The following is a 22,661-nucleotide window of genomic DNA, read 5'->3' on the forward strand; positions in this document are numbered from 1 at the left end:
CCCAATAGATAGAAAGCACAGCAAAAATCACTCGCCTTTCTTTACAGTGTTCTCAGCTTTCATCATCCGCCAACCAGATTAATGAAGCCATTCGTCCGGTAGTTCTTTCCCTGCGGTAAGAAAAAAAACGTTCGGCTTCATTCACTGTACAATATTCCCCCCCATAAATATTTTCTATGCCAAGTTCAGCCAATTCAGCTCGCGCCAGGGCATAGATATCAGCAAGAAAGTGCAAGGGTTTCCTACTGTGGGGACGAAAACACTGAGCAATCGCCTCGGTATGCGTGCCACTTTGCGCATGCTCGAAAAAGGCTTCTAAAACATCGACGCCCGTTTCAAAAGCTTCGGGGCCAATCGCAGGCCCCAGCCAGACTAGTAATTCTTTTGGGTCGCAATCAAGCGCAGTAACCGTGTTACGCAAAATGCCCTCGGCCAAACCGCGCCACCCCCCATGTGCTGCAGCTACCCTGGTGCCCGTCTTGTCGCAGATAAGCACCGGCAGACAGTCGGCTGTGAGAACCGCGCAAGCAGCGCCACCGCCAAGGTTAAAGCTGGCATCAGCGGTACGCACAAGCCCATCGCTCTGTGCCTCAATGACCTTGTCACTATGAATCTGCTCCAGCCACTGAGGCACCGCCGGCAGCTTCAACTCCTCCGACAACTGCTGCCGATTGGCCATTACTGCAGACTCCTCATCCCCCACATGGGCGCCGAGATTGAAGCTGCTAAAAGCTCCGGTGCTAACACCGCCATTGCGCAAGGTAGTGACGGCACGCACCCTGGCTGGCGCCGGCCAAGAGGGAGTCAGGTAATGATCGAGGGACATAGTTTTTCTGCTTTATATCGATGTTGCGGAGCGGGCCGTGACTGCACACTCCACCTCCAGTGAAGATATAGTCACAGATTTCACTCACTCCGATCCCTATTGAGGAGCTCGAGCAACTGAAGCATATCCGTTGGCATAGGAGCACACCAGTGCATATTTTCCCCGGTGCGCGGATGAACCAGAGCCAACTCTGCAGCGTGTAGGGCCTGACGGGGAAACCCCTGAAGTGCCTCAACCAGCTCCCTGTTAGCTTCGGCGGGCAATTTAGGCCTCCCACCATAAAGCGGGTCGCCGACCAATGCATGACGTATATGGGCCATATGTACCCGAATCTGGTGGGTACGCCCGGTTTCCAGCTTGCAGCGCAACAGGGTGTGGGCACGGAAGCGCTGCTGTACTTGATAGTGCGTGATGGCTTCTTTACCACCAAAATCGAGTACCGCCATTTTCAGTCGATTCTGGCGATGGCGACCGATAGGCGCGTCGATGCGACCGGGGCCGGTAATATAGCCTTGTACCAAAGCGTCATACTGCCGACTGACCGTCCGCTGCTTCAATTGGTCTACAAGGTGTACCTGTGCCGGTAAAGTCTTGGCGACAACCATTAGGCCACTGGTGTCTTTGTCCAAGCGGTGCACAATGCCAGCACGGGGAATCACCTCCTGATTTGGGCAGTGGTGCAGCAAGCCGTTTAGCAAAGTGCCATCAGGATTACCCGCAGCCGGGTGAACCACTAGGCCTGCAGGCTTATTGATCACAATGAGACTATCGTCTTCATAGACAATATTCAGGTCCAGGGCCTGGGCGCTCCAGCTTCCCTGAGCCTCCAATTCCGCGCGTAGACTGAGCTGCTCACCGCCAAATAGCTTATCCTTAGGCTTGGCAACAGCACCATTCAAGGTGAGCTGGCCGCCTTTGATCCAGGATTGCAGGCGAGCGCGGGAGTAATCGGGAATTAATTCGGCTGCTGCCTGGTCTAATCTTCGACCAGCCATACTGGCCGGAACTTCAATATCGAGTTTTAGGTGGTCATTCATCAAACAATTGCAAATACTTTGGGCAGCTCCGGGACTGTGTTTAAATGTCTGGAGCGCCAGATTAATCTTGGCGGATAGTTTAATAAGGTAGAGTGTGAGAATGATAGAGCGAGGGGCTATGCAAGCCTGGAAAATGCTGTCGCTGGCCTTGGTGTCGGTATTATTGGTTGCCTGTGCCAACACCGATGACTCAGAAGAGGGCCTGCCCACTGGCAACCGCACTGAACAAGCCTTCTACGAGGCTGCCCAGCGGCAACTTCGCACTAGCCAGTGGGATCTGGCGATCAAGAACCTGCGCGCCCTGGAAGACAACTTCCCCTTCGGCAACTATGCAGAACAGGCCCAGCTGGAGCTGATCTACGCCTATTACCGCAACTATGAAAACGATGCCGCCATCGCCGCAGCGGACCGTTTTATCCGGCTGCATCCGCAACACCGCAACGTCGATTACGCCTACTACATGAAGGGACTATCCTCCTTCACCGAGGGCGCCGGCCTGTTTGAGCGCTTTATGCCTACCGACCTCACCAACCGAGATCCAGGCGCTGCTCGCGAATCCTTCGCCTACTTCTCTCAGTTGATGGCCCGCTATCCGGAAAGCCGCTACGCCGCAGATGCACAGAAACGCATGATTCACTTGCGTAACCTGCTGGCTCGCTATGAGATCCATGTGGCCAACTACTACTTCAAGCGCGGCGCCTACCTCGCCGCCGCCAACCGTGGCCGCTATGTTGTGGAAAACTTCCAGCAGACTCCGGCCGTACCCGATGCACTTGCAGTGATGGTACAGGGCTACCACATGATGGAGATGCCGGAGCTGGAAGCCAACGCCCTGAGCGTGCTGCGCAACAACTATCCCAAGCATCCAGCGTTCAATGAAGATGGCACTTTCAACTATGACTTCTTCAAAGGCGCTAGCGGTCGCAGCCTGGTACACCGTGTTACCCTCGGGTTGTTTGAAAAGTCTGATCCCGAAGGTTTCGATAGCCGCGAGCTGTATAACCCCGAGTACAACCGCGATGAAGCCCCTCTCCCTCCGGAGCTGATGTAATACCCTTACAGAACATAAAACGGCGCCTTTCGGCGCCGTTTTATGTTCTAGTCCAGCTTACTCGCCAGCCTTCCAACCATTGGTTATCGGGTAGCGCCGATCTCGGCCAAAACCCCGCTCTGAAATCCGCACACCCACGGCAGCCTGGCGACGCTTGTACTCATTGCGTGATACCAGGCGCACCACACGCTCAACAATGCTGCGCTCAAACCCCTGCTTAACAATTTGCTCGGCACTGAAGTCTCTGTCGACGTAGAGATTCAGAATCTCATCCAACACTTCGTAGGGAGGCAGACTGTCAGTATCCGCCTGATCTGGGGCCAACTCAGCACTTGGCGGCCGTGTGATAACAGTTTCAGGAATGACTTCCGAGACCGTATTTCGATAGCGCGCCAACTCAAACACCAGTACCTTGGGCACATCTTTTAGCGCGTTGAAGCCCCCAACCATATCTCCGTAAAGAGTCGCATAACCGACTGCCATTTCACTCTTATTACCGGTGGTCAGTACCATGGCCCCCTTCTTATTGGAGATCGCCATCAGCAATACTCCGCGAGCTCGCGCTTGCAGGTTTTCCTCGGTGGTATCTCTCGCACTACCAGCAAATTCTTCCGCCAATGCCCCCATGAAGGCATCGAAAATGGGCTCGATTCCAATTTCCCGGTAATTGACGCCAAGGCGCTGTGCCTGATCGGCGGCATCGGTCTTACTCAGATCTGAAGTGTAATGGAATGGCATCATCACTGCTTCCACCCGATCTTTGCCCAGTGCATCCACGGCAATCGCCAGGGTCAAAGCCGAGTCAATGCCACCTGAGAGTCCCAGTACCACACCGTTAAAACCATTTTTATTAACATAATCGCGTACTCCCAGTACCAGCGCCTGATAAACCGATGCCAGATCCACCATAAGAGGCGCCACCTCACCGGGTAATAGGGTTACTCTTCCACTCTGCTGGGAAACCGATACGGGCAGTAACTGCTCGGCAAATTCTTCTGCCCTGGCGCAGATCTGTCCATCGGCATCCACAGCCATTGAACCCCCATCGAAGACCAGCTCATCCTGACCACCACACCAATTCACATACACAATTGGTGTTTCCGCTACACGTGCCTGAGTGGATATCAACTCCTGTCGCTGAAGAGATTTACCGCGATGAAAGGGAGAGGCATTGATATTCAGAATCAATTTGGCCCCTGCCTCTACGGTTTGCTGTATGGGTTCCCGATGCCAGATATCCTCGCAAATGCTAAAGCCTACTGAAATACCCTTGATATCCACGACACAAGGTCGATCACCTTTGGTGAAATAACGCTTCTCATCGAATACTTGATAGTTTGGCAATTTTTGCTTGGCATACTCCGCCACCAACTCTCCGTTGGCAATCAGGCCCGCCATATTAAATAGCTTGCCGTTTAGATGTCGGGGATAGCCGATCAGAATTGCACAGGGCAGCTGAACAACTTTCAATGCTTCCAGTGCAGCCTCAACGCGAGTTTGCATACTGGGACGCAGCAGTAAATCCTCTGGAGAATAGCCACACAAAGTCAACTCGGGAAAAAGGACCAGATCGGCACCCAATTCACGGTGGGCCCTGTTAGCCACCTCAATCACTCGAGCGGTGTTACCTGGAATATCTCCTACGAGAGAATTGATTTGTGCCAGCACTAGCTGCAAAGTAGACATGGTTAAACCTCGGACAAGACAGGCCGCCATTGTAACCCCTGTGGGCTATAACGGCAGCGGTCACCATAACAACATACCGGGAAACCACCTTGAGTAGTGCCAACGACACCAGTACAACCCCCTCTTTTCAACACCATGAGCTATTGCGAATTTGCGCAATTTATCGGCTATCTATCGCCCTAGTGTTACTTGGAATTTTCTATTCAGATATAGGAGCCGGCGCCCTTGGAGATACTGCACCGCTACTTTTCTTATATACAAGCGTGGTGTATTCCCTACTTAACTTTGGCTGGTTAATTTTTTTACGCCAGCAGGCCTATCAAGTAGGCACAGGGCAAATTGGTATCATTCTGGCCTGTGATATTCTGGTTTTCCTTCTTTTAATTGAATCCAGTGGTGGCTTGAACTCCGGTCTCGGCTATCTACTGCTAATCAATTGTTCAATCGGATCTATTCTTTTAGACCGCCGAATGAGTGCCTTCTTCGCGGCGCTGGCAAGTCTCGGAGTCATCGGCCTAGAGTTGTATAATTTGATCTCAGGTAAAGGCACTAGTCAGGATATTGTCGCCGCAGGAAGCTTAGGCCTGTTGCTATTCGCCACGGTGAGCGCATTACAGTATTTGTCTGTACGTATTCGTAGTGCCAATATTCGCGCCGACCAGCAAAGCCGCCAAGCTGCACACCTTCAGCGGCTGGCACAGCAGATTATTGAGCGTATGGGCACCGGAGTACTGGTAATGGGCCCTACTGGCCAGCCCGAGCTGATAAATCAGGCAGCCCGACGGCTCTTGGGAGAGCAGTTACACGCTGAGAGCCTCGCAGGGAGCTCACTACTCCAGTCGATTCGCCAGTGGCGAGATACTAAAGGACCCGATACTTCACTGTTACAAGGGGACAATGGTAGAGAACTGCACCTAAACTTCGCGAAGCTCGAGCATGAAAGCGGCAACAGTACACTGGTATTCGTAGAAGATAATCGCAAGCTAGCCGTAGCTGCACAGAAATTGAAACTTGCCTCTCTCGGACATCTCACCGCCTCCATCGCCCATGAGATTCGCAACCCTCTCTCGGCTATCAGCCATGCTGCCCAACTGTTGTCTGAGTCCTCCCAATTGGCTGAGGAAGATCACTATCTCACCGAGATCATCTGTAGGCAGAGCCAGCGGGTTAATCAGATTGTCGAAAATGTTATGCAACTCTCGCGGCGCCGAGCAGGCGATCCACAGGAACATGACATCAGTAGCTGGCTACAACAGTTGATCCAAGACTATAACGCCGGATCCATTGGGGCAGATCAAGTTGAGCTCGACCTACCTGAGAACCCCCTCAAAGCCAGGTTTGACTCGGCACAAATGGCCCAGGTGGTCACCAATTTAACCGACAATGCCCTGCACCACTCTCAAGTAGCCTCCGGCAAGAGACATGCCTCAATTAGTGTGTACTACAATTCTGAGCGCGGTTGTACTCAATTGGATGTGAAAGACCAAGGGCCAGGGGTTCCACAGGCACACCAAGACAAGATTTTTGAGCCTTTTTTCACCACCGGCAGCCGCGGCAGTGGTCTGGGTCTTTATATTGCCCGAGAACTCTGTGAAACCAATCAGGCCAATCTCTACCACTGCCGTAGCAAGGATGATATGAGTTGCTTTAGAGTTGAATTTGCTCACTAAAAGAATGTGACTTGATTCTGCTCAGGAATATTTCCCAAAATGTATGAGAATATTCGTAAAGAATTTCTGACATAATCAGAATCGGCACCTTTGCCCACAATCTCCACAAAACAAGAAAAGACAGAGAATTGATGCTACCTCTGGCCCTGGTTGTCGATGACGAACCGGATATCTGCAAACTAATCACACTCACTCTGCAGCGCATGGATGTGAACTGTCACACCGCCGCCAGCTTAGCGGAGGCAACACGCCTGCTTAAAGAGAACCACTACGATTTTTGCCTGACCGACCTGCGTCTGCCAGATGGCGATGGTCTACAGCTAGTCGAGCATATCCAGAGCGGTGTTCTTCGAGACTTGCCCACCGCAGTGATTACCGCGCACGGCAATATGGATACTGCCATTAAGGCGCTAAAGCTCGGCGCATTTGACTTTGTCAGTAAACCGGTCGATTTAGAACGGCTGCGCAACCTTGCTCAGCTGGCCCTACGCCTGAATAGAGAGCGAGATCCACAACAGAGCAAGAGCGCGAAACAGCTGCTTTTAGGGGAAGCCCCCAATATGCGCAAGCTGCGCGAACAGATAGCCAAAGTTGCGCGCAGTGATGCCCCGGTTTATATCAGTGGCGAATCGGGCTCAGGTAAAGAACTGGCTGCCCGGTCCATTCATTCCCAGGGAGCCCGTGCCGACAAACCTTTCGTCCCCATTAACTGTGGAGCCATTCCCACTGACCTTATGGAGAGCGAGTTTTTTGGGCATAAAAAAGGCAGTTTTACCGGCGCACATAAAGACAAAGCGGGCCTACTACAGAGTGCTCAGGGCGGTACTCTATTTCTCGACGAAGTTGCCGACCTACCCCTGGATATGCAGGTCAAGCTTTTGCGTACAATACAGGAAAAACGTATTCGGGCTATAGGCGCAAGTCAGGAAACTCCTATCGATGTACGTATCCTCAGCGCTACTCACAAGGACCTAGCCAAAGAGGTCAGCGAAGGGCGCTTTCGCAACGACCTCTATTACCGCATCAATGTAATCGAAATATCCACACCCCCTCTACGCGAGCGCAGTGAAGATATACCCTTATTGGTCGATGCCATTATGCAGCGTATTGCCCAAAATTCAGGGACAATACCCCCTGGCATATCTACCGATGCCATGCAAGCCCTACAGGCTTTCCCCTTTCCCGGTAATGTTCGCCAACTCGAAAATATCCTCGAACGCGCCTTTACCCTATGCGATCATCAGGAAATTTGCCTTGATGACCTGCTACTGGAGAAGGATGAGCAATCGCAAGATCGAGAGGCTTCCTCTACTAGCACTAAAGGTGAAGCCTTAAATAGAAACCAATCGGAAGAAAACAATCGCTTTGATCCCAGCCAGTACAACTCCCTAGATGAATTCCTGCAGGATATTGAAAAAGAAGCAATTGAAAGCGCACTCACCAAGACTCGCTGGAACCGTACCGCCGCAGCTCAGAAACTTGGTATCAGTTTTCGCTCACTGCGTTACCGGTTGAAGAAATTGGGGCTGGAGACTTAAGGTGGTCAAGGGATATCACACTGATCCGTGTGATATCCCTTAGACATTCTTTTTAGCCATTAACAAAGTAAAGAGTAAAAAAAGAAGAGTCTCACCAGCACTCTGAAGTATTTGATCCAGTTGCCGTCCTAGCTCCTGCTTCATCCAACTTTAGCGCAGTGCATTCACTGTCTTTACTTTGGCTCTTTCCTGCAACAGGTTGCGCAGTAAGATCAAAAGTTGCTGCCGCTAAAATACCTGTGACTGTGTAGTAACCTTTCTCAGATTCAATACTGTTTCCCTCTGTGATTGATGCTGCGACGGCACAATTATCATTATTGTAAGTGCTATAAGTTGTAAAGCAGCGCTGTAACCTATGTGCAACGTCATTTAATACGGTTTGCGCATCAGTTCGATTCCCCTCTCTTATCATTTCCATATACGAGGGGATGGCTACAGCGCTGATGATCCCAATAATCAGAACAACAACCATCAATTCCACTAGAGTAAAACCTGAATTTGGTTTTTTAACATTCATTTTCATAAGCTACTTTCACCTAACGTATCCGTCTCCAAGAGATCCTTTCAATACCCCCAATCCGAAAACCGCCAGTAGTTCCAGCATTCCCACCAACATCTATGTATGGAGCAATAATTTTTCTTCCCGCAATAATTACATCGGAAAAACCGATAATAGCCTCGTCAACTTTTTTAGATCCACCAATGATCGACTCTCCAGCAAATCTAGGATCACCCAATGCTACTAATTCCATAATCCAGCCTGAGGCACCGGCAACACAAGGATCATCCGAAGGGATCAAAGTTGGGAAAATCAAGCGGTCATTAATCAGCAGGGGTTTACTAATTACTCTCTCTCCACTTATTGAAGAACCAGTAGAATTAAAATCCAAATACCATCCACTTTTTGTCGGCCACCAACTAGTGTCCCCATCGTTGGTAACGCTCCTAGAATTACCAGTTTCAACTATACTTTTTTGCATCAAATCAGAACGGTTGGTGCCTGACAAAACCACCCCTTTATCCACTATTCCATAAAAGCTATGAATAATGCTTCCAGCGGTTTGATCTGTTTGGCTTACATATTTCCCTGTACCAAAGTAAACCATAATCGCCCCATCTACTTCCGCATTAGAACCAAGTACCGGGGTAGAAGTAATTGGTTGAACCTTTCCATTTGGGTCCCTCGCAGTAAATAAGGGAGCATTACCTGAAAAAGCTAACTGCCATTTGCTGCCGGAAATGTCGAACTTCCACATATTACCCATCAAGTCCCCAGCATAAGCAGCATGCACCACTCTATTTGAGTCAATCAGTAATGAGGGACCGGCCAATCCATTATCCGTATTAGTATTTGTGGCAATTACCTGGATATCAGCTGGGTCAGCTAAATCAATCACCAGCAACTTAGCTTTATCATTGGCTGAATTATAACCATTACCAAATATAACTTTCCAACCATCCTCTGTAGGGGCAATTATTGGTCGCCCAAGAATATTGCCAATATCAGGATTAGAACCATCAATTTCAAATAGTATGTCAGGATTCTCAGGATCAGTAATATCTAAGGCAAATAATCCTTTAGCCCCTGCGCCATAAGTTCCAACGAGAACATTCATCCACTTTGGGCTACCGCTTTTATTCTTGGCAAAGTAGGCATCACTGACAAACAAAGGACCATCAACAAGATATTGATGCGGGTTATCCTCAGTACCATAATCCAGCGCTGCAACATTCTTTAATTTTGAATATATAGCACTGGGGACATATGCAAACTTTTCTGATCCATCAGATGAGTCAAAGGCATGCAGCATGCCATCATTCGAACTTACATAGAGAATTTCACTGCGGTTATTTTTTCGACCTTCAAGGTAGTCCTGATAGCTATTCCCCCCAAGATTGTCTGGAAGTGTTTTAAATTTTTGATCTTTATTACTCGCCAATACAGGGCTTGCATTTACAACATCCCCTAGTAAAACAGCCCTGTCACGTAGACCATCGACGTCTTCACCACGCACCCAGCTCAATCTTTGCTTTGCCAAATCTTCATCGTCAGTACCAATTAAGGCCGTCTTCTGGCTACTGGTTAAATTTGACCAAGAAAAATTAACCGTATCAGAACCATCAAAAGTTATGATATCTCGATTATTCGTTGGAATTTTTCCCGCTGTTGAGGTACTCCAAAGAGTCGTATCAGAAAGTGTTCCATCACTCTCCAGCCTAATAGATTTTATTTCGCCACTCCAATCACCCGAGTTGAAAATAGCTTGAAAGATTGCACTGTCTGTGCTCAACCTCGTTGAATTGGCTGCAACAGATGAAGAGGAAGCCTCTCTCTCATTTATTCTGGTAAGTAGATCGGAAAGCTGAGATGCAAATACAGTCGCATTTGCTGCATTGTAAAACCCCCCCCTACTGTTAACCCCAGCGTGGAGTAAATCATCTAGCTTCGCCGCATCACTATTATTAGGGTTTGGCCAGGAAATTGCCGCACCAGATTCAATAGCATTAAAAGCGGTATCAGAGTCAACACTACCTGTCACTCCTAAACCTACACCAAAGGTTACCATATGTTGCCAGTCTGCCGGATCAGCGTCCCCACTATCGACTTTATTATCGAGACTGCCATGTAAATCATTTTCCCAGTAGTACCTGGCTATATCTGCAAGAGTATTCGAACGAGAATCCTGAAATGGATTTCCATCATTACCATCTACATTACCAAAGCTAGATATACTGCTGTAATCATTACCATAACCATCTGTCATCAAAATGGTATAGCTCGCCCTACACGCAACTTGAGCACTGGAGTCATTAGTTCCAGGTTCCCCTGCCCAAGGACCATTCCTATCCGTTCGACTGTAATAGTCACCAACTCGCTTTAAGGCACTTAAGAGTGGAGTACCTGCCTGAGGAATATCTACACCGTAAAGATTTTCAAAAAAATCTTCACGATCATCTCCAGAAAAAGCGCGTACACCACTAATAATGGTACCCGTACTAACCTGATCTACATTGCTGGTTCCTTTATTTAGGGTTCCAAACCCCACTCTGAGACCTTCTGTTTGAGAAGAAAATGCCTTACCAATTCCAGCACGGGAAAGTAATACCCGGGAACGGTAATATGAATACCAATTAGCAAAATTCTGGATCTCCTCCTCATAACTACAAGAAGTAGTCGATAGTTTACAATCCGTTCGATCTTCGCTACGAGGGAAAGTCAGACCGGATCGAATCTCTTTACGGGTATAGCTTGACGAATCAAAAAGACTACCATTACCGCTATATTGGAAGTAAGTAGCCGGATAAAAATACAAATAACCATTGCCACAAGCATCACTTTTATGGGAGTTCTTATTCGCAGAATCCCATAGCCAGCATTTTGCACGCTGATAATTATCAACTGTTAGATTTCTCCAACCTTTTGAAGTATTTGCTGGGTTATGGTAAGCCGCCTCTGGATTTGCCGCCGGCCAAAGAGAACCATCCTCCTTCGACCATGGTTCGTAGCGTATTTCTGGATTATAATATGTCTTATTATTATGAGCAGAACGGAAATAAGCCGCCCACTTATTATCATCTTCAAACCTTGGTATCGCCTGATCACCATTAGCCCAGTAATCACAACTTGATGTATCCCCATCTGCATATGGACAGGGTACAAATTTTACAGAGGAACTATTTGTTTCCGTATTTGGAAAAACATAGACGACCCGATCCAGCTTATTAAAGTAATTAGCCACTTCAGAAGGAGTAATCTCGAACTGCATTGAACCTGAGTCATCAAGAACAAACATAATATTCGGATCAGTACCCTGCTTTAAAAATAAAGGCTGTTGGGATAGCGTTAGGGACGCAGCACTATGGGCAATTCCAAGCGTTAGTGATGCGGCAATTACAGCAGAGAAACTTTTAATTTTTCTAGATATAAATGACATAGCTACTTTTCTCATCACCACTCAATCTTTCATAGTAGATTGCAAAATCACAACCGTATTTTCAGTACCGCCAACACCTCTACTAGTTATTCGGTAATAATTGGGAGGGACACCTTTATCCACAGACTCAAGATCAATAGCACCACCAGTTTCACCTGTATTACTTGCTTCAGTCGTCACCTTTTCCACAATATAAATTGGCTGGCTAGCTATATTTTCTAGATCAAGGTCAGCCTTTACCGACACACCAGACCAGCTAAAATCCAGCCAGAATCCACTATTTTTCGAACCATCTAACTCCTCACCATATCCAACAGTATCGCCATCAAAAATTGTACTAATAGGTTTATTAAGCTCGGTTATTAGATTTTCTTCAGCAACTCGAAGAGCAGACTCTGCGGCCTGAAACGCCAATTGACGATCCCGCATATTGCCTGCCATAAGTTCCTGCATACCACTCCCACGGATAGCCGCAAGGCCAATAAATGTCATTAGCAACAACATGACCAAGCCAACTAACAAAGTGGCTCCTCGCTCCTGCTTGAAAGTACTGATTTCTTTATACATAGGAGACCTTATTATAATTAGGGCACACGGCTTCTTATTGTTACAACACTGGTAAACACCTGCCGAAGACGACGATCCCCTGGGTTATTTATAACTTTACCGTCAAAAGTGTATGGCTGGGCTTCTTGTAAAACACTGTCTTCAATACTAGCCACTAGTAAATCTAAGCGAACAGTTGAAACTTTCTTCCAATCAAGAATAGAACCGATTTTTTCTGCAGTTTGATAGGCATCAATAACATCATCATCATTGATATCCAAACCATAAGTGATCTGCATATCTTCAACACCTTCGAGCAACTCTTGTTGCTTTCCATTTACTTCCCTAAATAAGCTAGGGCGCCCGGAAGTTCCATTGGCAATATAGTAAAAAGTTGATTCTAAATTAATTACTTGAGCATCTTTTCCAAAAGAATTATGTCCGTCAGTAGTCTCATCGCCCCAAACTGCTACTTTGTTACCTGGCTCAAAAGAGGCATCCGAATGTTGTATTCCAATAGTTTCACTGGAGCTGGAACCAACAAAGCCGGTTGCCTGAAAAACTCTCACATAGCTACAACTTGATACTACAACGATATCACCTTCACAAAATCCACTATATTTATCTTTACCTTTATCACACTCTCCACTTTCCACTCCAGTATTCTCTACAAATATCTGGGTCGGATTACTCATATCCGCTACTCCAACGCCACTACCAAAGGCACTGCGAATTAAAATCGCATCAGTGCCTGCCAGTGCGCCATTTGGAAACCCAGCGACATCCTTGGAAGAATCCTCACCTTCTACAGCAACATCATATCTATAACTAATCAAGTCGCTGTTATTAAGGAAATTTTTCATATCTCCGCTACCTGAATGACGCGAAGGGTTTGCACATCCAACATAGCCAGCCATTCGAATATCTTCACTTAAAAACTCTATCGCCAAACGCCCAGTTTCCTGAACTCGCGACATTGCATTTTGCGTACTAAAGGTTAGGTTACTCGATAGAAATAGTTGGGTGACACCAGCTAGAAGCACTAGACCTACGGTAATTGATACCATAAGTTCTACCAGGGAGATCCCCGATTGTTCACGCATATACATCCCTCTAAATTCTCGTCATATACTGGAAGTTACTTTTATCCGCATTACCATCTGATCCGGTGGCATCATGTTCAGCCCATTGGATGACCACAGTACAAATATTATTTGTATCACATGAAATACCACCAGAGCCTTCTGGTAATAGCTCATTAAGTGCTTGTCGCCACTCGATCAGGTCAGATTGTGCCTGATTACCACTAGCCATTGGAGGAGCATCATTAATACCTAAATTATAATCAGCCAATCTGCCACGGCTCGCTCTCATTCGATCTAATAAATCGTAAGCAAGAATATTTGCTTGAGATCGCATGTAGGCACTATGATTGTACTGAAGTGCCCTGCTCTGTAGTGCGGCCAAACCAAGTAAAGATGTTGATAAGATCAATACGGTTACCATCACTTCAATTAAACCAACACCATACTGTGCATTAAATTTTTTCATATTATTCACAGCTTGTTTTAGATATTGAAATAACACCGGAGCTAGCGAGCACAATATTTTTTGCGCTATCTCCTGTACAGCCAGATGTTTTTACACTGATATTCGTCTGGACAAACCGACCTAGTGTACCCATACCCGTAAACCGCACAAACTTTGTTGCCGCATTTTGCGTAACACCAATAACAGCTTCCTCACCCTTAAAATCCCAACTGCGCAAAACACTATCAACAACAGGGTCAATAGCATTTTCTGTCAAGGCTCCATCAACAAAAACTATCCAGCCATCAGACCATTTATTTTCTCCTGCACAACTAGAGCCATTACTACTTGCACAAATTGATACATTAGTACCGCGTTTTACCGCCTCACTACGAGAATAATGAAGCGCATTAATAAAATCATCGGCTAATGCAAATGACCTGTAATTATTAATCATATCTGTAAAGCTTGGGATAGCGACCGAGATTACAATTGCTAATACTGTCATAGCTACCAACAACTCAATTAAAGTAAAGCCGCTTTGAGTCTGCTTTTCCCCATGAGTACTTATAAATCGCTTACGATGCATTATTTCCTCAATTTACTCATAACTTACGTTCACTCATCCGCCAAGCATCTAGCAGTTAAAAGTCACCCAACGGTATAGTTAACAATTTAGCATCCTCACTTTCTTATCTCTATTAGCGACCGACAAGCGGCTTTTTCTGGGGGCTTAATGGTCTTCATAAGGAGAACTACTTCAAGGAGTAGAGATATGTATGAAGAATAAACAAGGGTTCACATTGCTTGAATTACTGATAGTACTCACTGTATTGACGGTACTGGTGATGATCGCAACACCAAGCTTTATTTCAATGATTCAAGAGACACGCCTAAAAGCAGTAACCGAAGAACTGTTTAATGCTGTTCAATTGACTCGTACAAATGCTATTACCCACAATCAAAGAGTAACCATGAGAAACTTCGGAAGTTGGGAATTAGGCTGGGAGATTTTTCTGGATCCTGATAATGACGGTTTACGCAGTAACGATGAACACTTAATTCTCAAAAAAGAAGCCCTGAAGGAAGTGCAAATAGCACCTAACTCGCCAGTAAAGGACTATATTTCTTTTATAAGCTCAGGTGAAAGCCGGAAAACAGGCTCGCCATTGGGGGCGTTCCAAGCTGGAACACTACATGTCTGCGCTCAGGAGGTTCAGGCCGCACAGGCTCTAATCCTATCAAGAAGTGGGCGAATGCGGATTGAAAAGGCAGATATCGGCAACTGCCCCTAAAAAGGAAGTTACAATTATCAACATTTAGAAAGGCGCTAGCGCAGCTCCTTGGGCAAAGAGAAGCGAATATTCTCCTCACGCCCATCCATCTCTTCTGGCACTGTGGCACCAAGCCGTTGCAATTTGCCAATCACCTCTTGCACCAGTACCTCTGGAGCCGAGGCACCGGCGGTGATGCCAATGGATTTTTTGCCTGTGAGCCAATCGGCATCAATATCAACAGCGCCGTCGATTAATTTGGCATCGGCACCACAGCGCTCGGCCAGTTCGCGCAGGCGGTTGGAGTTGGAGCTATTAGGGCTGCCCACAACCAACACCAAGTCGCTCTCCAGAGAAAGTTGGCGGACAGCATCCTGGCGGTTTTGGGTGGCGTAGCAGATATCATCCTTGCGCGGACCGCGGATGTTGGGAAAGCGCTGTCGCAAGGCATCGATTACCCGGGCAGTATCGTCCATGGATAAGGTGGTCTGGGTAACATATGCGAGATTATTCTCGTCATTCACCTTTAGCTTGGCCACATCCTCCTCGTCTTCGACCAAGTAGATAGCACCACCAGCAGTGCCATCATACTGACCCATAGTGCCCTCTACTTCCGGGTGTCCGGCGTGGCCGATTAGTATGCACTCGGCGCCATCACTGCTGAATTTGCTGACTTCGATATGCACCTTGGTAACCAGTGGACAGGTGGCATCGAATACACGCAGGTTGCGATCTTCTGCTTCCCTTTGCACAGCTTTGGATACACCGTGGGCACTGAAAATAACGATAACATCATCGGGCACTTCCGACAGCTCGTCCACAAACACGGCACCGCGCTCGCGCAGGCTTTCCACCACAAACTTATTATGTACCACCTCGTGACGTACATAGATGGGCGCACCAAAGACATCTAAGGCACGGTTAACAATATCAATCGCGCGGTCGACGCCGGCACAGAAGCCACGGGGATTAGCCAGTCGGATTTGCATTTTTACTTCAGCACTCTTTCGATAATCTATTCAACGGGTGAAAAATTGCCCTTATTGAATCGAATCCACTGCGATAATTTTTACGTGGAAGCTCAGTGTCTGCCCTGCCAGAGGGTGGTTGAAGTCAACGGTTACTTCATCTTCCTCAATCTCGCGAACTACACCGGGTAATTCACCACTTCCATTATCAAAGGAAACTACCAAGCCAGGCTCCAGTTCAATATCCGGAGCGAAGCTGTCGCGGCGCACCTTTTGCATGTTGGCCGGATTACGCTGACCGAAGCCCAGCTCAGGGGGGATTTCGATTTCCGCCTCATCGCCAGCTTTGAGACCGAAGAGGGCTTTTTCAAAGCCTGGCAGCAGGCTGCCATCCCCCACACTAAAAGAAGCGGGATCGCCTTTGAAAGTGGAGTCCACCTCGGTACCGTCATCCAGCTTAAGGCTGAAGTGCAGAGTTACGCGGCTGTGCTCGCCGATAACGCTATTACTCATGGTTCGTTAAACTTCCGCGTTATTTTTTGTCTTGTCGCCGTCTTTTTCTGCAAAGAAAAGCAACTCTATAACCAGCATGGCCGCGCCGATACTGATACCCATATCCGCCACATTAAACACTGGGAAATGCCAACTACCGTAGTACACGGAAATAAAGTCCCGCACATATCCCAGCAGAATGCGATCCCACAGATTTCCGAGAGCACCACCCAAAATCAGGGCCAGGGCACAGGGTTCCCAGCGCTTTAGCGCTGGCAAACGCCACAACCAGATAATGACCACAATGCTAAACACCATTGCGATCACACCAAAAAACCAGCGCTGCCAACCACCCGCATCAGACAGGAAGCTGAAAGCTGCACCATAGTTTTCCGCATAGGTGAACTGCAGAAAGCCCGGAACAATTTGCACCGATGGGCCGTACATAAATTCGCCCACAGCCCAGACTTTAGTGGCAACATCCAGAACCACCACAGCCAGTGCCAGCCAATACCAGCGCCAGGGGTGGCCGAATAGCAGATTAGTCTTAGGCATAGTGCCTTACCTCGCCCTCACCAGCCACATTCTCTACACAGCGACCGCAAATATCCGGGTAATCACTGTTTTCACCCACATCTGCACGGTAGTGCCAGCAACGCTCACATTTGGGGTGATCCACTTTGCTCACACCAATTTTAAGACCTTCAAGCTCGGTGCTTTCAGCACCCGCCGCATCGCTGAGAGGCTGCACTGAAGTGGAAGAGCAAATCAGTACGAAACGCAGTTCATTCTCCAACTCGAGCAATTTCTCGCGTAGATCATCATTGGCATACAGAGTAACTGCCGCCTGCAGAGACCCACCAATTGCTCCAGCAGCGCGCTGCTCCTCCAATACCTTGTTTACCGCCGTTTTCACTTCGGCCATTACAGCCCAATAGGCCGCACCTTTATCGGCTTCGGCTGACAGTTTGGGCAGCGGATACCACTCTTCGATAAACACGCTATCGGCATTATTACCAGGAATAAACTGCCACAACTCTTCCGCAGTGAAGCTGAGGATTGGGGCAATCCAGCGCACAAATGCCTGCACAATATGGTAGAGCGCGCTCTGTGCGGAGCGACGCGCGACACTATCTTCCTTGGTGGTGTACTGGCGGTCCTTGATGATATCCAGGTAGAAACCACCCATTTCAACCACGCAGAAGTTATGCAGCTTCTGGTAAATCTGGTGGAACTGGTAATTATCGTAGGCTGCCAGGATCTCATCCTGCAGGTGTGCAGCTTTATCCAGTGCCCAGCGATCTAGTGCCAGCAACTCTTCCTCCGGCAACAGGTCTTTTTGCGGATCGAAACCGGCTAGGTTAGATAGGAAGAAACGGGCGGTATTGCGCAGGCGGCGATAAGAATCGGCGGTGCGTTTAAGGATTTCGTCGGAAACGGCCATTTCACCACTGAAGTCGGTGGCCGATACCCACAGGCGCAGTACATCTGCACCCAACTTATTAATTACATCCAGGGGAGCAACGGTATTGCCAATAGACTTCGACATTTTGCGCCCCTGCGCATCCACGGTGAAACCGTGGGTGAGTACCTGTCTATAAGGCGCGCAACCATTAATGGCGATAGAAGTCTTCAGGGAAGATTGGAACCAGCCGCGATGCTGGTCGGACCCTTCCAGATATAGATCGGCGGGGAAGCGCAGCCCTTCGCGGCGCTCCAACACCGCGTAATGGGTCACACCTGAGTCGAACCAGACATCGAGGGTGTCGGTAACTTTCTCGTAATGTTCCGCCTCATCACCCAGAAGATCCCGAGCATCCAGATCAAACCAGACATCCATACCCTTTTCGTCAACCAGGGCCGCCACTTTATCCATCAACGCAGGAGATTCCGGATGCAGCTCGTGGGTCTCTTTGTTCACGAACAAAGCGATAGGCACCCCCCAGGTGCGCTGGCGGGAAATACACCAGTCCGGGCTGCCATTGAGCATGGAGTCGATTCGGGCCTTACCCCAGCCGGGAATCCACAATACGTCATCGGCGGCTTTTTGCGCCTGATCCAGCAGGTCATTTTGCCGCATGCTGATAAACCACTGAGGAGTCGCACGGTAGATCAGCGGTGTCTTAGTGCGCCAGCAGTGCGGGTAGCTGTGCTCCAGCTTGCCCTTGTGCAGCAGCACACCGCGCTCCTCAAGTAATGCAACAATCTTGTCGTCCACTTTATAGACATGCTCGCCAGCAAATAGCGGCACACTGTCGCGATAAACACCATTATTATCAATGTAATTGAGGGTCTCGATACCGTAACGTTTGCCTACCTGGAAATCGTCCGGACCGTGGTCTGGGGCTGTATGTACACAGCCGGTTCCAGCATCGGTAGTGACATGATCGCCCAGGACAATGGGCAGCAACTTGTCGTAGAAGGGGTGATGCACTTTCAAGTGCTCCAGGGCCGCGCCGCGAATGCGACCCACAACTTCCCCTTCGAAGCCTGCGCGGGCCAGTACCGCATCCTTTAAGGCTTCTGCGATCAACAGGCGGCGCTTGCCTGCCTGCACCACCACATATTCCAGTTCACCGTTTACGGAGACCCCCTGGCTCGAAGGTAAGGTCCAGGGTGTTGTAGTCCATATCACCACCGACAGTGGGCCTTCTCCGGCATGGCCACCAGAGGCATCGGCTATGGCCAGGTCCGCCTCTTCACTCACTGGGTAGCAAACGTCAATGGAATAGGAGACTTTATCTTGATACTCCACTTCCGCTTCCGCCAACGCGGAACCCCCCACCACACTCCAGTAGACCGGTTTGAAACCGCGTGCAAGATGGCCATTTTTCACCACACGGCCGAGGGCGCGAATAATATCGCCCTCAAACTGAAAATCCATGGTGCGGTAGGGGTTGTCCCATTCGCCAAACACTCCCAGGCGTACAAAATCTTTCTTCTGCCCATCCACCTGCTTGGCGGCATATTCACGGCACTTCTGACGGAAAGTCTTATGGTCCACCTTGCTGCCAGCTTTGCCAATTTTCTTCTCTACGCGGTGCTCAATCGGCAGGCCGTGGCAGTCCCAGCCAGGTACGTAGGGAGCATCGAAACCACTCAGGGTTTTCGACTTGATAATGATGTCTTTGAGAATCTTGTTAACTGAGTGACCAATATGAATATCGCCATTCGCATAGGGAGGGCCGTCGTGCAGGATAAATTGCTCGCGCCCGGCACGCGCTTCGCGGATTTTTTCGTAGAGCTTGTTGTCCTGCCATTTTTTCAGAATTGCCGGCTCACGCTGCGGCAAATTGCCGCGCATGGGAAAATCGGTCTCAGGCAGATTCAGGGTCGCTTTATAATCAGTCATTGGTTGTCTACTTCAGCTCTAGTAGAAAAATAAATTAGGTCGTCTCAGTTTATTGGTGCGGTCTAGGATTTTGTTTAAACCACTGCCGGGCATTTTCAATATCCTCGGCGATACGAGCCTTGAGAATATCCAACGAGGCAAACTTCTCCTCGTTGCGCAACTTGTGGCAGAACTCCACTGCGAGCTCTCGCCCATAGAGATTGCCATTGAAATCAAACAGGTTCACCTCCAGCAGGGGGCGCGCGCCCTCGCCCTCTACAGTGGGACGAAATCCCACATTGGCCACGCCATCTATGTCTTGGCGCCCCGTAGCAAGCTCAGAACCATCTGTGGCAGTGGTGCGCACCGTATAAACGCCAACTAACGGGGAGCGGTAGCGCTGCAGGCGCACATTGGCCGTGGGCGCGCCCAGCTGACGACCGAGTGAACGCCCAGGCGCCACCCTGCCGGTAATCTTGTAGGGCCGCCCCAAGAGGGCCTCGGCCAGCTCAAAATCACCATTCTGCAGGGCTTCGCGAATACGGGTACTGCTCACCCTGGAGCCGCGTATTTCCATAGTCGCGGTATCTTCCACGGTAAAGCCATGCTGGGCGCCCATCGTTTGCAGGAGGCTATAATCTCCACTGCGGTCGCAGCCAAAACGAAAATCATCGCCCACCACCAGATGGCGAATGCCCAGGCCATCGAGCAGTATCCGCTGGATAAATGCCTCAGCACTGAGGCCGCGCAGGGTATCGTTAAACTGCAGGCACAAGACTCGCTCCACGCCCACATCGAACAGCGCCAGCACTTTTTCCTTAAAACGCATCAGCCTCGCGGGAGCCTGCTCGCCAGAGAAGAACTCGTGGGGCTGGGGTTCAAATATAATGGCTACCGAAGGAAGGCCCTGCTCAAGCGCACGCTGCTGCAACTGGGCAATGATCGCCTGATGACCAAGATGTACGCCATCGAACGAGCCGATCGTCGCCACGCATCCTCGGTGGCGGGGGCGCAGGTTGTGCAACCCGCGAATTAGTTCGCGTTCCTGGGCCAAAACGATCTTCCCATCCTCATAAAATCGAGCCGCACAGTATAGCGGATTCCCACAGGGCGGCCAGTAGCGACTGGCCCATAGAATTCATGCCATATTGGCGTCTATTCAAAGTTAACTGGTGGCGCGGAAGTGACGTGGGCGCAGGCCTGACACAAATAGGGTAAACAGGTAGGCCAAGCCCCCTGCGGCTACTATTACACCCATACGCCAGGCCCGTTCAAACCAGCCCCAGGCACTCCAACTTTCCCAGACGTGAAGGAGCCCCATCAGCACAGCGATCATCGCCAAATTCGCCGCTATCAACCGCAACAGGAATCGCCCCCAACCCGCCTCAGGCATGTAAACGTCATCCCGGCGCAAACCCTTGTACAGTAACCAGGCGTTGATTGCCGCTTGGCAGGCGGTAGCCAGCGCCAGTCCCATATGGCCGAGTTTAAAATAATGATTCAGCGGGATAACAAACAGAAGGCTCAGCACCATCTTGGCCGAAATTGCGATCAAGCCGAAACGCACCGGTGTATAGGTATCCTGACGGGCAAAATAGCCCGGCGCTAGCACTTTGATCAACATAAAAGCCAACAACCCCAAGGCGTAAGCTCGCAGGGACCAGGCCGCCATCTGCATATCTCTGGGCTGCATCTGGCCGTATTGGAATAGCGTGGTCAATAGCGGCTCAGCTAATACCACAAGGGCTACCGCCGCAGGTAGGGAGATAAGGGTAACGCTGCGCAGCGCCCAGTCGAGGGTATGGCGAAAGCGGCGCGGATCTCCATCGCTGTGCAGACGAGACAAGCTCGGCAGTATCACCGTTGCCACAGCCACACCAAATACCCCCAGCGGTAATTCGGTCAGGCGATCGGAAAAATACAACCAGGAGACGCTGCCACTGGGCAGGAATGAAGCCAGCAGCGTATCCAATACCAAACTGATTTGAGTGACCGAGACTCCAAAAATTGCCGGAGCCATCAGGCGCAGAATTTTGCGCACCCCCGGGTGGCTCCAATCCCACTTGGGCCTTGGCAATAACCCCTCGCGCGCCAGAAAAGGCAGCTGAAACAGCAATTGCACCACTCCGGCCAAAAGCACACCCCAAGCCAAGGCCAGTATCTCCGGATCGAACCAAGCCGTACCTATAGTTGCCGCACCAATCAACACCAGATTCAACATAATTGGCGTCAGTGCCGGGATCGCAAAGCGATCAAAGCTGTTCAGAATAGCGCCGGTGAAACCCGCCAGTGAGATCAACATCAGGTATGGGAAGGTAATTTGCAACATGCCGGTGGCGAGCTCAAACTTTTCCCTTTCGCTGCCATCCCACCACCAGCCAAATGCAAAGATCCCCGTCACCAGAGGCGCGCACAATACGCCAAATAAAGTAACCAACAACAAAACACCGCCGAGTGCTCCCGCGACGCGATCATTGAGCTCTCGTGCTGCAGCAATGCCCCCCTTTTGGCGGTACTCCGCCAACACCGGCACAAATGCTTGGGCAAAGGCGCCCTCAGCAAACAAGCGGCGGAAAAAGTTAGGGATTTTAAACGCCACGAAAAAAGCATCGGCGGCATCCCCAGCCCCGGCAAAGCGCGCCAGGGCCATATCCCTGGCCAGGCCGGCAACCCGGGACAACATCGTTGCGGCCCCCACCACCGAGCTGCCGCGCAGGAGTCTGGATGTACCGGTTTTTTCGACGGGCTGGTCTTGGGTGGGCGGCGACTGGGGCAAC

At 49.6% G+C, this 22,661-nt stretch carries 19 protein-coding genes; 4 read left to right on the top strand and 15 right to left on the bottom strand.

All coding sequences use genetic code 11. The features are described 5' to 3' along the window. Nucleotides 1–52: 52 nt before the first annotated feature. A complete protein-coding gene (gene pgeF, locus ACJJIT_RS16775) occupies nucleotides 53–826 on the bottom strand; it encodes a peptidoglycan editing factor PgeF (protein ID WP_444899118.1) in 774 nt (257 codons plus the stop codon). 80 nt (nucleotides 827–906) lie between these two features. Then, nucleotides 907–1,863: a 23S rRNA pseudouridine(1911/1915/1917) synthase RluD gene (gene rluD, locus ACJJIT_RS16780; protein ID WP_444899119.1), complete on the bottom strand. Its 957-nt coding sequence runs from the start codon at nucleotides 1,861–1,863 to the stop codon at nucleotides 907–909. Nucleotides 1,864–1,981: 118 nt separating this feature from the next. On the opposite strand from rluD, the gene ACJJIT_RS16785 reads away from it, so the two are divergent. Then, complete coding sequence (locus ACJJIT_RS16785; RefSeq protein ID WP_444883721.1) at nucleotides 1,982–2,914, top strand: outer membrane protein assembly factor BamD; 933 nt, start codon at nucleotides 1,982–1,984, stop codon at nucleotides 2,912–2,914. 57 nt (nucleotides 2,915–2,971) lie between these two features. On the opposite strand, the gene ACJJIT_RS16790 is transcribed toward ACJJIT_RS16785, so the two are convergent. After that, entirely contained in the window at nucleotides 2,972–4,600 is a 1,629-nt protein-coding gene (locus ACJJIT_RS16790; protein WP_444899120.1) for an NAD+ synthase, read from the bottom strand. An 89-nt stretch (nucleotides 4,601–4,689) separates the two neighbouring features. Between ACJJIT_RS16790 and ACJJIT_RS16795 the strand changes: the two genes are divergently transcribed. Both ACJJIT_RS16795 and ACJJIT_RS16800 read left to right on the top strand, forming a co-directional pair. Then, a complete protein-coding gene (locus tag ACJJIT_RS16795; protein WP_444899121.1) occupies nucleotides 4,690–6,270 on the top strand; it encodes a sensor histidine kinase in 1,581 nt (526 codons plus the stop codon). A gap of 131 nt (nucleotides 6,271–6,401) precedes the next feature. Continuing rightward, nucleotides 6,402–7,808 carry a sigma-54-dependent transcriptional regulator gene (locus ACJJIT_RS16800; protein WP_444899122.1) on the top strand — a complete coding sequence of 469 codons (1,407 nt, stop codon included), beginning with the start codon at nucleotides 6,402–6,404 and terminating at the stop codon, nucleotides 7,806–7,808. Between the two features lie 91 nt (nucleotides 7,809–7,899). Here ACJJIT_RS16800 and ACJJIT_RS16805 read toward each other — a convergent pair whose 3' ends face one another. Genes ACJJIT_RS16805 through ACJJIT_RS16830 form a run of 6 tightly spaced genes read right to left on the bottom strand, consistent with a single transcriptional unit; the run spans nucleotide 7,900 to nucleotide 14,408 of the window. Next, nucleotides 7,900–8,331: a type IV pilin protein gene (locus ACJJIT_RS16805; protein ID WP_444887980.1), complete on the bottom strand. Its 432-nt coding sequence runs from the start codon at nucleotides 8,329–8,331 to the stop codon at nucleotides 7,900–7,902. A 13-nt stretch (nucleotides 8,332–8,344) separates the two neighbouring features. Continuing rightward, nucleotides 8,345–11,758: a pilus assembly protein gene (locus ACJJIT_RS16810; RefSeq protein WP_444887979.1), complete on the bottom strand. Its 3,414-nt coding sequence runs from the start codon at nucleotides 11,756–11,758 to the stop codon at nucleotides 8,345–8,347. Between the two features lie 6 nt (nucleotides 11,759–11,764). Continuing rightward, the gene (locus ACJJIT_RS16815; protein ID WP_444899123.1) at nucleotides 11,765–12,310 is read right to left on the bottom strand and encodes a pilus assembly PilX family protein; all 546 of its coding nucleotides are present in this window, start codon (nucleotides 12,308–12,310) and stop codon (nucleotides 11,765–11,767) included. 17 nt (nucleotides 12,311–12,327) lie between these two features. After that, on the bottom strand, nucleotides 12,328–13,392 hold the full coding sequence (locus ACJJIT_RS16820) for a PilW family protein (RefSeq protein WP_444887977.1): 1,065 nt from the start codon (nucleotides 13,390–13,392) through the stop codon (nucleotides 12,328–12,330). 10 nt (nucleotides 13,393–13,402) lie between these two features. Further along, on the bottom strand, nucleotides 13,403–13,840 hold the full coding sequence (gene pilV, locus ACJJIT_RS16825; RefSeq protein ID WP_444887976.1) for a type IV pilus modification protein PilV: 438 nt from the start codon (nucleotides 13,838–13,840) through the stop codon (nucleotides 13,403–13,405). 1 nt (nucleotide 13,841) lies between these two features. Next, a complete protein-coding gene (locus ACJJIT_RS16830) occupies nucleotides 13,842–14,408 on the bottom strand; it encodes a GspH/FimT family pseudopilin (protein ID WP_444899124.1) in 567 nt (188 codons plus the stop codon). Between the two features lie 190 nt (nucleotides 14,409–14,598). Here ACJJIT_RS16830 and ACJJIT_RS16835 point away from each other — a divergent pair, with 190 nt between their 5' ends. Further along, nucleotides 14,599–15,114: a GspH/FimT family pseudopilin gene (locus ACJJIT_RS16835; RefSeq protein WP_444887974.1), complete on the top strand. Its 516-nt coding sequence runs from the start codon at nucleotides 14,599–14,601 to the stop codon at nucleotides 15,112–15,114. A gap of 35 nt (nucleotides 15,115–15,149) precedes the next feature. Here ACJJIT_RS16835 and ispH read toward each other — a convergent pair whose 3' ends face one another. The 6 genes from ispH to murJ all read right to left on the bottom strand — a co-directional run bounded on the left by ispH (nucleotide 15,150) and on the right by murJ (nucleotide 22,660). Next, entirely contained in the window at nucleotides 15,150–16,082 is a 933-nt protein-coding gene (gene ispH, locus ACJJIT_RS16840; protein ID WP_252084450.1) for a 4-hydroxy-3-methylbut-2-enyl diphosphate reductase, read from the bottom strand. Nucleotides 16,083–16,133: 51 nt separating this feature from the next. Then, nucleotides 16,134–16,574, bottom strand: a complete 441-nt coding sequence (locus ACJJIT_RS16845; protein ID WP_252084449.1) for an FKBP-type peptidyl-prolyl cis-trans isomerase — start codon at nucleotides 16,572–16,574, stop codon at nucleotides 16,134–16,136. A 6-nt stretch (nucleotides 16,575–16,580) separates the two neighbouring features. After that, nucleotides 16,581–17,108, bottom strand: a complete 528-nt coding sequence (gene lspA, locus ACJJIT_RS16850) for a signal peptidase II (protein WP_444887973.1) — start codon at nucleotides 17,106–17,108, stop codon at nucleotides 16,581–16,583. Further along, nucleotides 17,101–19,905: an isoleucine--tRNA ligase gene (gene ileS / locus ACJJIT_RS16855; protein ID WP_444887972.1), complete on the bottom strand. Its 2,805-nt coding sequence runs from the start codon at nucleotides 19,903–19,905 to the stop codon at nucleotides 17,101–17,103. The genes lspA and ileS overlap by 8 nt, the downstream gene beginning before the upstream one ends. A 49-nt stretch (nucleotides 19,906–19,954) precedes the next feature. Then, nucleotides 19,955–20,938: a bifunctional riboflavin kinase/FAD synthetase gene (gene ribF, locus ACJJIT_RS16860; RefSeq protein WP_444887971.1), complete on the bottom strand. Its 984-nt coding sequence runs from the start codon at nucleotides 20,936–20,938 to the stop codon at nucleotides 19,955–19,957. Nucleotides 20,939–21,049: 111 nt separating this feature from the next. Continuing rightward, nucleotides 21,050–22,660 (bottom strand): murein biosynthesis integral membrane protein MurJ, encoded by a 1,611-nt coding sequence (murJ, locus tag ACJJIT_RS16865; protein ID WP_444899125.1) that lies wholly within the window; start codon nucleotides 22,658–22,660, stop codon nucleotides 21,050–21,052. Nucleotide 22,661: the final 1 nt, after the last annotated feature.

This window comes from Microbulbifer mixtoriginis (SeqCode), assembly GCF_052467515.1.